Source organism: Pseudoalteromonas sp. 120-MNA-CIBAN-0494, from assembly GCF_040308885.1.
In the GTDB taxonomy this organism is placed as follows: Bacteria; Pseudomonadota; Gammaproteobacteria; order Enterobacterales; family Alteromonadaceae; genus Pseudoalteromonas; species Pseudoalteromonas nigrifaciens.
Genome location: NZ_JBEOOE010000005.1, coordinates 108418 through 122326 on the forward strand (window position 1 = coordinate 108418; position 13909 = coordinate 122326).

At 40.2% G+C, this 13909-nt stretch carries 9 protein-coding genes; 3 read left to right on the forward strand and 6 right to left on the reverse strand.

Annotated elements, in window-relative coordinates; genetic code table 11:
* Positions 1-8: 8 nt before the first annotated feature.
* Both AAEY55_RS05855 and ylqF read right to left on the reverse strand, forming a co-directional pair.
* Positions 9-3464, reverse strand: a complete 3456-nt coding sequence (locus tag AAEY55_RS05855; protein WP_350550470.1) for a PAS-domain containing protein — start codon at positions 3462-3464, stop codon at positions 9-11.
* A 449-nt stretch (positions 3465-3913) separates the two neighbouring features.
* Entirely contained in the window at positions 3914-4867 is a 954-nt protein-coding gene (gene ylqF / locus AAEY55_RS05860) for a ribosome biogenesis GTPase YlqF (RefSeq protein ID WP_011329575.1), read from the reverse strand.
* Positions 4868-5356: 489 nt separating this feature from the next.
* On the opposite strand from ylqF, the gene AAEY55_RS05865 reads away from it, so the two are divergent.
* Both AAEY55_RS05865 and AAEY55_RS05870 read left to right on the forward strand, forming a co-directional pair.
* Positions 5357-5893, forward strand: coding sequence for a YaeQ family protein (locus AAEY55_RS05865; RefSeq protein ID WP_058374423.1), 537 nt, complete (start codon positions 5357-5359; stop codon positions 5891-5893).
* A gap of 21 nt (positions 5894-5914) precedes the next feature.
* On the forward strand, positions 5915-6520 hold the full coding sequence (locus tag AAEY55_RS05870; RefSeq protein ID WP_086993140.1) for an alpha/beta hydrolase: 606 nt from the start codon (positions 5915-5917) through the stop codon (positions 6518-6520).
* Here AAEY55_RS05870 and AAEY55_RS05875 read toward each other — a convergent pair.
* Positions 6517-6726, reverse strand: coding sequence for a hypothetical protein (locus AAEY55_RS05875; protein ID WP_011329578.1), 210 nt, complete (start codon positions 6724-6726; stop codon positions 6517-6519). The genes AAEY55_RS05870 and AAEY55_RS05875 overlap by 4 nt on opposite strands.
* A 340-nt stretch (positions 6727-7066) precedes the next feature.
* On the opposite strand from AAEY55_RS05875, the gene AAEY55_RS05880 reads away from it, so the two are divergent.
* Complete coding sequence (locus AAEY55_RS05880) at positions 7067-7540, forward strand: Dps family protein (protein WP_011329579.1); 474 nt, start codon at positions 7067-7069, stop codon at positions 7538-7540.
* Between the two features lie 104 nt (positions 7541-7644).
* On the opposite strand, the gene AAEY55_RS05885 is transcribed toward AAEY55_RS05880, so the two are convergent.
* The 3 genes from AAEY55_RS05885 to AAEY55_RS05895 form a co-directional block, all read right to left on the reverse strand.
* Positions 7645-9723, reverse strand: coding sequence for a S9 family peptidase (locus AAEY55_RS05885; protein WP_350550473.1), 2079 nt, complete (start codon positions 9721-9723; stop codon positions 7645-7647).
* 218 nt (positions 9724-9941) lie between these two features.
* A complete protein-coding gene (locus tag AAEY55_RS05890) occupies positions 9942-10508 on the reverse strand; it encodes a chitin-binding protein (RefSeq protein ID WP_193038791.1) in 567 nt (188 codons plus the stop codon).
* A gap of 265 nt (positions 10509-10773) precedes the next feature.
* Entirely contained in the window at positions 10774-13899 is a 3126-nt protein-coding gene (locus AAEY55_RS05895; protein ID WP_011329582.1) for an efflux RND transporter permease subunit, read from the reverse strand.
* Between the last annotated feature and the right edge of the window lie 10 nt (positions 13900-13909).

The window sequence follows — 13909 nt, forward strand, 5'->3', positions numbered from 1 at the left end:
ACGTTAACTTACTTGGTTAGTCGCTTAATCATACGCTTTAATGCCGGTGCTTTTAGCGGTTTATACAATAGCGGATAACCTGCATCAAGCACTTGCTCACGTATGCTTTCATCATGATTTGCTGTATTTACAATTACCGGCAAGTTAGTAAGCTGCGCCTTATTAAGCACCTCAAGCCCGGTTACACCATCATCGAGCTGATAATCAATAATAAGTAGTTGTGGTAATGCAGCGCTTGCTTTTAATTGCTCAAGCTCAGCTAAATTAGTTGCCGTGGCTATTTCGCAGCCCCAGTTTTGCAGGAGTTGCTTAAGTGCATCAAGCACATTTTTATCGTTATCAAGCAGCCAAATACGCAAGCGACCTAGTTCGGTATCGGGGTTAAGCATTACCCGCTGAGTAGGTTGTACCGCTTTACTTACTGTGCATGCCATCGTGAGCGTAAATTGCGTTCCTTTACCTAGCTCAGAACCCATAACCAAAGGTATTTGCAGTAAGTCGCAAATACGCTTAGTGATCGACAGTCCTAACCCTAGGCCTTCGGCATTGGGCTTTTCGCCCAGCTGCTTAAACTCTTGATAAATACTTTGCTGATCGCTTGCGGCAATCCCCACACCGGTATCTTCAATAACAAACGACACATGGCTGTCATCTTCAAGCAACACTTTTAAGCGCACCTCGCCGCGCTCGGTATAGCGTATGGCATTACTAAGTAAATTACGTAATACCCGCCGCAACAGTGCTTTATCTGTATGTATGCGTACATCGCATTGCTTTACAATAAATTTAAGGCCTTTTTCTGCTGCTAATGCCGAATAATCGTTGCGTAGCGGCTCAATTAAACTACTAACATCAAACTCGCTGGCCTGCACTTTAAATGAGCCAGAATCTAACTTGGTTAATTCTAAAATACTGCTAAGCAGCTCTTCTGCACTGCCTAATGAGTTTTTAATATTGAGTGCTAGCGCTTTTAGCTCAGAGCTTTGTGCTTTTTCGTTCATTAAAGAACAAAACAAGCTGGCGGCATTAAATGGCTGCAATAAGTCATGGCTGGCCGCCGCAAAAAAGCGGGTTTTGCTCACAGTAGCTTGCTCGGCTACTTGTTTTGCCTGCGATAACTCTTGGTTAGCTTGCGTTAATGCTGCGGTACGAGTTGCTACTTTTTCCTCTAAGCTTACATTGGCTTGCGTTAGTGCTTTTTGTTGTTTTACAAACTCGGTAATATCGGTATAAGTAGTTACAAAGCCACCACCGGGCAGTGGATTACCTTGCATTTCGAATACTCGGCCATCGCTGTGCGAACGCTGAAACTTATAAGCACTGCCTTGCTTTAAATATGTTAAGCGCTTATCTATCTCAATGGCAATATTGTCGCTATTAAACAAACCGCGTAGGGCATTAAAGCGAATAATATCGGCTACTGGCCGGCCAATATATAAAGCATCGTCTGGGTAAGTAAACATACGTTTATAACCTTGATTCCACGCCACTAATCGCAATTCACTATCGACCACACTTATACCCTGTTGAATATTTTCAATTGTAGATTGTAAAAGATCGCGGTTAAACTTAAGTACTTGGCTGGCTTCATCTACAAATTCGGCCACTTGTTCTAATGGTTGGCGCTGCTCATTTTTAGCTACATCTAAAATAAGCCGTGCCGATGCCCCGCCTATTACTGCCGACATTTCACGCTCTACCAATAACTCTAATTCGGCTTTAGCTGGGCTTTTCCATTGGCTTTTATCATCAGGAAAATAATGATTAACTAACGATTGGCTAGCCTCTTTTTCAGCAAAACGCTGTAATAATGCCCCTAAGTCATGATAACTCAACGGATGCAATGTAGTGTCTAGGCGTGAATCATGGGGTTGTGCAATAAATTTATTACTTTGTAATCGCTCAGCAAGAGTGGCTTGACTAAAAAATGGCATTAATAAATACACTAAGCAATTTGCACCTAAAGATAATAATAACGCTTGGCTAATACTCTCCAAACCAAGCGACAATAAATCAGTAGGCGCCAGCCAAGCTATTTGCCATGGCCCCTCTGTTAGCCAACTACTTTGGCTACCCAGGCCGCTGGCCAAGTTTGGTAATAATAAGGTATAACCCCAAATAACAAAGCCCGTTAAAATCCCCAGTTGCGCACCTCTGCAAGAGGCATGTCGCCACCATAATCCTATAATCATTGCAGGTGCAAACTGCGCCACTAAGGTAAACGACATCAAACCAACATTGGCTAAAGTGGTGGTTTCGCCAAGCACTCGGTGAGTAAAGTAACTAAGTAATAAAATCAGTACAATTACAATTTTTCGTGCATGCAATAAGTTATTTTTATCTAGCCCGCGGCTACTTGAGGTTAACTGTGAGCGGCGTAAAATAAACTGATTAATAAAATCATTAGTGATCATCACCGATAATACAATCGACGATACAATTACCATACTGGTTGCAGCCGAAAACCCACCTAAAAATGCCAATAAGGTTACAAAGGCATTATTTGCCGCCATTGGTAATGCCAACACAAAAGAATCGTGACCAATATCGTTGCCATTAAAATAAACCAGCCCAGCGTAGGCAATTGGTAAAATAAATAAATTTATTAGTAGTAAATAAAGTGGAAATATCCACCGCGCTTTGGCCAGTTCATTGTCGTTATTGTTTTCAATAAAGCTCATATGAAACTGACGCGGCAAACATAACGTAGCTAAAAGCCCTAGTAAGGTGTGCGCAACATATACATAAACAGGGCTTTGCGTAGCGGTAACTTGGGTGGGTAGTTTAAGCTCATAGGCTTTTTCGTATAAGGCGACTGGGTTATCAAATAGTGCAAAGCAAACATATAAACCCACTGTAATAAATGCCAGTAACTTTACCACCGACTCAAACGCAATACTGGCGATAAGCCCTGGGTTATGCTCGCTTGGGCGTAACCGCCTAGCACCAAATAAAATAGCAAATAAAGCTAAAAGCAAGGTGATATAAAAAGTACTGTCGGCCCACACCGCATTACTTTGCGTGGGTGCTCGGTCGGTAAGCAAGTTAATACTTTGCGCCGTAGCACTGAGCTGCAAAGAAATATACGGCACAATTGCAATCACCGAAATAAGCGACACCAAACCCGACAAACTCGATGATTGTCCATACCGAGTGGCTATAAAGTCGGCCATTGAGGTAAGTTTTTGTTGCCGACAAATATGCGCAATGCGGCAATATAGCTGCCAACCAAAAATAAATAATATAATAGTGCCCGCATAAGTAGGGGCGAGCCACCAGCCATTACTTGCAGCCTGTGCGGTAGTGCCAAAAAAAGCCCACGAGGTACAATAAACCCCTAACGACAAACCATAAGTTAAGCCTTTAAAAGGTAAAACCTTACGCTTATCGGCCCACCCTGCAACAGCAAACAATATGCCTAAATACACCACGGCAATTAAGCTAATCGACCAAATAGAAAACATAGTTTTATTCTTTTAATTATTTTTATAATTATTTAACTAGCATATGTGTTTTTGCAGAAAAAAGCAGCACCCACTTTAGTGCTAACAATTCAAAACATACTCGATAAAAATAAATAAGAACTATTTGCATTTGAGTGTTGACACACACCTAAATCTAATTGATAATCACTATCAACAAGAAGGGAGTACATCCTAACTTGTTACGAAATAAACTGATTTGTTTCTCGACCCTGGAACAACGTGTAGCGCACGTTAACTGCTATGGTTACTTGTAAATTCAACACAACGCCCCTTGATGTTGATAACGAGTAACCGCCCTACTATTTTACTTGCTACATTGCTCATATCGGTGACGGTAGATATGAAACTAAAAAAGCCCTTACGGGCTTTTTTTATGTCTGTAATTTAGCTATTAAATTACTTTCAGTTATCTAAATTCAGGTTAATTATTAACGACGATTTTTACGCGCTCGCGCTCGGCGTTGTAACTTTTCGTCTTCTTTGGCTTGCTTTTTAGCCGCCGCAGCCGCACGTAAACCAGCAACCATTATCTCTTCCTCCTCACGCATTTGTGGGGTTTCCATAGTAATGCGGCCAATAATTCCATCGCGTAGTTCGTTAATTAAAATTTCCGACATTTTGTAAGTGTCTATTTGGTTACCACCACGAATACAACCACGCTTTTTACCCGCTAATTCAACAAACTCCCAGTCACTCTCTGGTAGTTCATCTATTTTGTAGCGTGTTTTTAGTAGCTCAGGGTACGCCTTTATTAAATACTCAGCTGTGTAGCTCGCCACTTCTTCATACTCAAGTGCTGTATCGCGTATTGCGCCAGTTGCGCCTAAGCGGTAACCCGAGTTTTCATTTTCAACTTTTGGCCATAGCATACCCGGCGTATCGTAAAGCATAATGCCGTCTTCAAGCTTAATACGTTGCTGCGCTTTAGTTACCGCAGGCTCGTTACCTGTTTTAGCAACTATACGCCCAGCTAACACATTAATTAACGTAGATTTACCCACGTTAGGAATACCCATAATCATGGCTTTAATTTGCTTATCGGCACCCACCTTGTGAGGCACTAACTTTTTACACAGCTCATTAATACGGTGTACTTCAGCCGCTTTATCATTACCAAAAGCAATTGCTTTTACGCCGTTTTCTTGCTCAAAGTAATCTTTCCATATTTGAGTCATTTTGGGATCAGCTAAATCGGCTTTATTCAAAATTTTAATTACCGGTTTACCTTCACGCAGCGTCGCCACCATAGGGTTTTCGCTACTATAAGGAATGCGCGCATCAAGCACCTCAATAATCACATCCATTTGCGGCATTATTTCTTTAATTTCGTTGCGGGCTTTATTCATGTGCCCAGGGAACCACTGTATTCCTGCTCTACTCATTTGATTTATATGACCTTTAATTAAAGGCCGCAGCCTATGGGTACTAATGTGGGTACTAAAAGTAAAACTATGCTTTTGTACTTTTGTAATAAAGCTAAGTTTACTACACAAAGAGGATTTAATTCTTCTTAAAATAAACTAGCCGTTGAAATTTTAATCATGCTATCGCACTTAAGCTTTGATAGAAAAATATCTTATTTACGCTCGGATAAAAAGTATATGGCTACATTGAGTAAATTTTCTTTATTTTTCAGCCTATAAGGTATACAACTAATAAAATAACCTCATGCCCAATACAAACTAAAAACAAAAAATTCAATCCCATGAATAAAACCCAATCAACCGCTATAAAACATAACTAACAATTATTAATCTTACTCAGTAAATTGATATGGCAGCAGTTAAACACTATTGTAAATTTCTTGCTATTTTCACAGGCAATTCATTTAATTGCGCTATACTGGCGCAAATTTTTTCAAATAAGTAGTTATGGCTCTTAAATCCACCATTATGAAAGTGCAGTTGTCGCTTAGCGATATGGACCGTCACGTTTACCAAGATTTTAATTTAACCTTGGCCCAGCATCCTTCAGAAACCGAACAACGTTTGATGATCCGCTTACTCGCTTTTGCACTCAATAGCTGTGATGGTTTAGAATTTACCAAAGGGTTAAGTTCTGACGATGAGCCCGAGCTGTGGCATAAAAACTACAGTGAAGAAATAGAGCTGTGGATAGAGCTGGGTTTACCTGACGAAAAGCGCCTTAAAAAAGCCTGTAATAAAGCTAAAAAAGTGGTGCTTTACACTTATGGCGAAAACAACCAAGCTATTTGGTGGCAAAAACAGCAGCCTAAATTACGTGATTTTAAAAACCTTAGTATATTTAGTTTAGATTATGGTGTTACCCAAGCTTTGGCCAATTTGGTTGATCGTAATATAAAGCTTGCTATTACTATTCAAGATGGCGAGATGTGGGTTAATACCGACACGACCAATATTGAAATAAAACCACAGCAGTTAATGTGATAACACCAAGGTGAGGGGCGTATGAAGGTTAAGCAGGTTATTGTTTTACACGGCTTATATATGTCTGGCTTTGTGATGCGCCCGTTGTGCTCTCGCTTAAAAAGTTCTGGCGTAAAAGTGTTAAACCTAACTTACAATACGCTCACTCCTAATCGCGATGCTATTTTTGCGCAAATAGATGAGTTTATAGGCGATCAGCCTTCGGCTTTTGTTTGCCATTCTATGGGCGGGCTTGTTGCTCGTGCGTATCTTGAGGCGAACTCGCCTGCAAGCCAACATGTTGAAAAAGTAATTACTTTAGGCACCCCACATAAAGGCAGCCATATTGCGCAAAAAATGCAGCAAAAAGGGTTTGAATCTTTTTTAAAAAATAGCGTAGAGTTTTTACTTTCTAAAAACGGTAATTGGCCTTTTAAAGCCAAACTTTACAGTATTGCTGGTGATTTACCCATAGGGCTTATGCCGCTTATTGTTAAAGGCAGTTGCTCTGATGGCACTGTATTACTTGATGAAACCAAGCTCAAAGGTATGGCCGAACATAAAGTGTTTCATTTAAGCCATACCAGTATGATTTACTCTCGCCAAGTACTCGATTATATTTTAGAGCGCTTAAACGAAGACGATTAATCTTCTGCCGCTGCTGCAATTTTATAACTAATTAAAAATATAATACCTAATACTAGTGGTATAGGTGCGGCTATATAACCAAAAGTATCAAAGTTAGCAAAGCTGGCACTGGCTAAATGCGCTATTACGCCAATTAAAAACACTACCACGGCGATACCCGTTACGATCAATTCAGCTTTATGTTGTTTAGCTGTTTTTGTGCTCACTTTATTTCTCCTAATGATTGCTACCTCCTTATTATGCGTTATCAAGTCGAATGATTTTTGACCTAAATCAATTAATGCGACAGCGGCGCACTTAACTTGTTTAAAGCTTGTTTTGGATCATGATTTGTAGTGTTGAAGATATATTTTCCCTTCAGGGGTGGTATTTTAATTAATCCGACCCATTACTATTAATGATCTATTTATTATTTTTATAAGTAATGTAAGTACACGATTTATTTAAGCTATTAATCCCATCTATTTAAATTATTTTACTAACGGCTGATGATAGGCAATACTCATTAGCAGTTAACGTTATTAACGGTTATTTAAGGAACAAGCTATGTCACAGGTAAATGCTATTGGTTTAAACAGTGCAAAAAGTGAAGACATTATTAAGTCATTAAACTCGCTACTGAGCAGCTATCAAATTCAGTACATGAACGCACGTGGGTTTCATTGGAATATTAAAGGCCGTAACTTTTTTGAACTACACATTAAGTTTGAAGAAATTTATAACTTATTGCTTTTAAAAGTAGATGAAGTTGCTGAGCGTATTTTAACGCTAGATGGTGCGCCACTGCATGCGTTTTCAGATTACCTAGAAGTAAGTAAAATTAAAGAAGCTAAAGGTATTAGCGACGGTGTAGCTGCAGTAGAGAACTTACTTGCAGGTTACAGTGTGTTGATTAAAATGCAGCGCGAAATTTTAAGCCAAGCAGCCGATGCAAACGACGAAGGTACAGCCGCGCTAATGAGTGATTATATTTCAGAGCAAGAAAAACTTGTTTGGATGTTAAAAGCTTACTTAGATTAATAAAAGTTAAATGCATTAACCGCTGTATTTAAGCAGCTATAAAATAAAAACATCGCCTACTTTACAGTGGCGATGTTTTTATTTGTGCACTTTTTAATTGTTGCCTAATTATTTAGTAAGGCGATAAAAAAGGCCATTTCGAGCGCTCTTTCTTCTAAGCTTTTAAAACGCCCAGATGCGCCACCGTGTCCGGCATCCATATCGGTTTTAAATACTAAAATATTATTATCGGTTTTTAGCTCGCGCATTTTAGCTACCCACTTCATCGGTTCCCAATATTGTACCTGTGAGTCGTGCAGCCCTGTGGTTATTAGCATATGCGGATACTCTTGCGCGCAAATATTATCGTACGGCGAATAGGCTGCAATTACATCATAAAATTGCGCATCGTTAGGGTTACCCCACTCGTCGTATTCGTTGGTGGTTAGCGGAATACTTTCATCTAGCATAGTGGTTAGCACATCTAAAAATGGCACATGACAACCAACGCCACAATAAAGCTCAGGTGCTTGGTTTACCACGGCTCCCATTAATAAACCACCCGCACTGCCACCCGATGCAAATACTTTATTTTTATCGCCGTAACCTTGCTCAACCAGCGCTTTAGTAACGTCTATAAAGTCGTTAAAGCTGTTTTGTTTATGTTGTTTTTTACCTTGCTCGTACCACTGCCTGCCTAACATTTCTGAGCCACGCACATGCGCAATAACGTACACAAAGCCGCGATCGAGTAAGCTTAATGATGTACTCGAAAAACTAGGATCAATAGTATAGCCATAAGCACCATAGCCATATTGAAACAACGGATTAGTACCGTCCTTTTTAAAGCTCTCTTTACGGTAAACAACAGATACAGGTACTTTTACGCCATCGCGTGCAGTTATCATTAGGCGTTCTGACTGATAATTATCGGCGTTAAAGTCTCCTAATATTTGCTGTTGTTTTAGTAAGGTTTTTTCGCCTGTAGTTAAATCAACATCGTATAGCGAGCCAGGCGTAGTTAAGCTTGAGTAGTAAATACGGGCACTGCGTGATTCTGGCTCTGGATTCATTGCTATGGCGGCGTAGTAGCAAGGATCTTCAAACGCTAATGTCATGCGTTCACCTTGTTTATTAACAACCACAAAACGGGCTTGCCCTTGCTCGCGCTCACTTAATACTAAAAAGTCGTTAAATAATTCAACACCTTCAAGCAGTACATCATCGCGATGAGCTGTGTGCTGCTGCCACTGGGTTTTATCGGCAATAGTTTGACTGGTTGCGGTCATTAAGCGAAAGTTTTTGGCTTGCCAATTCGTCACTATGTAAAAAGTATCGCCAAGCTTATCAACGTCAAATTCATGGCCTTCTTCGCGTGGCATTAATGCGTTGAACTCGCCGTTTGGCTGGTCAGCATCAAGTACCCAAGTGTCGTTAGTTTCGGTGCTGGCTAAATCAATAATAATAAGGCTTTCGTCGCGACTTTTGCCCAGCCCCATAAAAAAGCTGCTGTCTTGCTCTTCGTACACCATTACATCTTGGCTTTGCTCTGTACCCAGCACGTGCCTAAATACTTGGTAACCTAATAATGTTTTTAGATCTTTTTTAACATAAAAAACTGTTTTATTGTCGTTAGCCCAAACCACTTGGCCTTCGGTGTTTTCTAACTTATCGGTGAGCATTTCGTCAGTGGTTATATTTTTAAAGTGCACGGTATAAATACGACGCCCTTCAGTATCTTCTGAGTACGCCATTAATTGCTCACACGGGCTCAGTGCTACTTCGCCTAGCTCAAAAAATTCAAATCCGGCCGCTAGCTTATTTACATCTAATAAAATTTGCTTATCGCTAGTACTCATATCACTACTGCGATAATGACGAGAATATTCGTCATCGCCACGCACTTCAGAGTGATACCAGTATTTGCCATCTTTAACCGGTACTGTATTGTCGTCTTTTACAATACGGCCCTTTAGCTCTTCAAAAAGAGTGTTTTGCAATGGCTGCATTGGCGCTAATTGCGCTTCACAATAGCTGTTTTCAGCATGTAAATGCGCTAATACATCTTTATTTTGACGTTCGTCATCACGCATCCAATAGTAATTATCGATACGTGTTTTATCGTGTGTGTTAAGGGTATAGGCTTGCTTTTCAGCAATAGGGGAGCTTGGCAGCAAGGCCAAAGAAAAATCAGAAGTAGACACAAATAAACCGATTAAAAAATAACAATATTTGCCAGTTTACCATAAAAATAAAAAAGCCCACTCATTGCTGAGCGGGCTAAACGGTATAAGTACAATTACTAAAATTTCTGCAATTTTTATTGTTGTCTTTATACCTTGGGAAGAGAGCACCTCAATAAGAATATCTTAAGAAAAACACCTTGAGAAATAATTCCAATTCAAAACTGTATACAAGCTATTTATTTTACTTGCTGCCAAGCCATAGCCCAGCTTTTACCCACACCGGGTTCAAACATGGCACTTTGCTCACCATTAACACGGCAATATTCACTAAATGGCCATGCTTTACACTGATAAATATGCCCTGTTTTGGGCTGCAATACTTTTATGCCCGCATTATAGTTATCGCCACCAGCGGGATAAACGCTATCGTATTCTGCGCTATTTTCTATTACCGACACATTGCGTTTAGTCAAACAATTAAAACTAACATCCGCTTTACAAATACCGCTTGATTCTAGTGCAAATATTTGATTATAACGATAAGCAACTACTAGCCCTGTATCGGTCATGCGCCCTGCGCTAACTAAGGGAACATGCACATTAATATATTCTGCTATTAGGCGCGGCCACGCATTAGGCCCTCCCTGCTCAGATACCGTCACTTCATAACTAAATGATAAATCGACTAGCTCTCCTTGCATGTCATAAAAGGTTACTACTACAGAATCGCCAATAGATAATTGGACATCCTGATTTAAGCAACCTATTGGTGTCCATTTTCCACAGACCAATGACGTATGCATAAACACAGCAACACCTTAAAATCCAAACCTTGCATTGGTAATACACAAATACACAGTCAAGACATTTAGAGTAATAAACAAACAAATGTAAACTAAATATTAGCTCAGTTTATTAATAAGATGAAGATTATAATTCGCAAGCTTGCAACAATCAAACAAAAGAATGTAACCAGAATTTAAATCTAATACTTAAGCTCTATATAAAACAAAAAAGCCAACCTAATTCGGTTGGCTTTTTACTTTGCTACTGACTAACAATGCTATTTTAAATTGTAGCTTTAGTGGTTTTTTTACTAAACGGGCGTTTAAATAACGCGCCTATATCCGTTAAAATAATATATAAACACGGTACTAAAATCAGTGTTATTAAAGTAGCAAACATGACAGCAAAGCCCAGCGCCACTGCCATTGGGGTAACAAATTTAGCTTGTAGGCTGGTTTCAAACATAATAGGTAATACCCCTGCAAAGGTAGTAATTGAGGTGAGTAATATAGCTCTAAAACGCGCACAGCCTGCCTCAATAACGGCATCTTTAATACTTACGCCGTTACGGCGCACTTGGTTTACATAATCGGTCATAACTAGGGAGTCGTTTATTACTACCCCTGCGGCGGCTATTAAACCAAAGCCCGACATTAAACTAATATCTAAACCAAACCAATAATGCCCCCAAATAGCCCCCGTTAAGCTAAACGGAATAACCGACATAACAATAAGCGGTTGCGAGTAACTTTTTAATGGCACAGCCAGTAAAATATAAACGAGGATCATGCCACCAATAAAAAACATCATTTGCTCACTTGCTTGCGCTTGTTGCTCCTCTATTGCGCCACCAAGCTCAGATTTAACTGTAGGGAACTCATCTTTAAGCTGCGGTAATAAGTTCTCTTTAACTTGTTTAACTACTTCACCTGGCTCTATTTGTTCTTCGTCGATACTGCCATATACATAAACTGTACGATAGCCTCCTTCACGGCGAATATAACTAATGCCTGGTGTTTCGGTTAGCTCAACTACATCACCGAGTAATACCTCACGCCCTTGTGGTGTGGTGATCACTGCATGTTTAAGTGATGAAAATGCTTCGCGAGTAAGCTTAGGGTAACGAACCATTACACGTACTTCTTCGCCGTTTCTGATCACGCGCTGCGCTTCACCACCATAAAAGCTAGCACCTACTTGGGTGGCAACACTCGAAAGATCTAAACCTAAGTCGTAAGCAACCGGTTTTAAGCTCATTTGCACTTCTTTACTAGCAGGATCAATGGTCGAGCTAATATCAAACAAACCTTTTTGTTGCTGCAGTAATTGAATAAAACGACGCCCTGCATTATTTAGCGTGTCTATGTCTGAGCCATACAATAAATAGCCAAACTCACCATTACCGTTGGCACCGCCGCCGCCAGCATCATCTTGAATAGTTAACGACTTAACGCCAGCTATGGTTGGCATAGCCTCACGCCAACGACGCGATAACTCAAAGGCGTTATACGGACGCAAGTCTTCATCAACTAATGGCGCTAATAACTGTGACTCTGTTCTACCTTGGTTAAATACCAAGATATCGCGGATCATTTTTTTACCAAATTCACGCTCGGTTGCTTCATCAACTTGCAGCACCATAGCTTCAATGTCGCGAATAGCTGCAATGGTTTGTATGTCTGAAACATTATCATTCATTTCTACGCGTATTTGTGGAAAGTCGTGCGGTACTTTAGGGGTGGGTACAGTACGTACTTTGTTTGAGGTAATTAACCCAACGCTAAGAATAAGCATTGCTATAAATGCAAACATCACCGTCCAGCGCCATTCTACGCAGCGCACTATAAAACGTTTATACGGGCCATTTACAAAGCCAAAAAAACGAGTATTAAAGCGATCGCGCCAACTGCCTTTTTTAATAGGTGCAAAGTGCGTATGAGCAATATGCGCCGGTAAAATTAGTTTTGATTCAACCAAACTAAATACTAAGCACAGCATTACCACTACCGCTATACCGTAAAAAAACGCGCTTTCTGGGCCGCTCGATAAGGTAAATGGTGCAAACACTGCAATTGTGGTTAATACGCCAAAGGTCGCAGGCGTTGCAACACGATTAGCGCCGCGCACTACGCTTTCAACACCACCACCACTTCTTTCTATTTCGGTGTAGGCGCTCTCTCCTATGACTATGGCGTCGTCCACCACTATTCCCAGCACCATAATAAACGCAAATAACGAAATAATATTAATGCTAATACCAAATACCGGCATCATCATCATTGCACCTAAAAAGCACACTGGCAGCCCTAGCATTACCCACAACGCCAGTTTAAAACGCAAAAATAACGACAACATAATTGCCACTAAAATAGCGCCCTGAAACAAGTTAGCTTTCATCATATCAAGGCGAGCATTTAGATAGTAAGTCATATCCATTAATGGCTCTAACCGTATACTGGGCGGCAGCTGATTATTTTTTTGTTCTATAAATGCTTTAACCGACTCGGCAACCGGGATCATGTTTTGCTCTTGGGTTGCTTTAACCGAAAGGTACACCGCATTTTGCCCATTAAACTTAAAGTAGCGCTCACCTTCAGTAAATTGGTCTTTAATTATGGCAATATCTTGCAATAATACTTTTGCGCCGTACTCGCCAATTTTTACCGGTATTTTTCGAAACTCTTCGCCGCTATAAAATTGATTTTCTACGCGTACCGAAATAACCCCCGAGTCAGTTTTTAGCTGCCCTGCCGAAAAGTTAGCTGAATATCTGCGTACTGCATTCATTACATCGCTTAAGGTTAAGTTATATTGGCGCAGCGTATCGGGTTCAATTTCAATGGCTATTTCATCAAGTGGCACATCGTTAACAACTAGCGATACATTAGAAAGCTGCAATAACTCACTCTCTATTTGGTTTGCAATTGGCTTAAGCTCGCTCAGTGGCAGGTCGGCTACTAAGGTCATGCCTATTACGTCTTGTCTAAACTCTACTTGGCTAATTGTTACCGGCTCCATACCGCCAGGAAACGTGGCTATACCATCTACGCGAAGTTTTACTTTATCGAGCACGTCGGTAAGTTTAACGTCAGTATTTATTTCTAAGCTCGCACGGCCACCATTACGAAACGCACGATACACGCCTTTTTTAATTTCGGTTACATCCTTAAGCGACTCTTCTATTTTTATGAGAATGCTTTCTTCTATTTCTTGTGGCGATGCACCTGGATAGTTAGCTTCAATATTAATGTAGTTAATTTCTACATTAGGAAACATTTGGCGCTGAATAGTAAAGTAACTAATAATCCCCATTACAATGATAAAAAACATCATTAAATTGGCAGCTACCGAATTCTTTGCAAAGTAGGCAATAATACCCGTTTGTTTTTGCTCTATTGGTTCATTCATATTTTGCTGC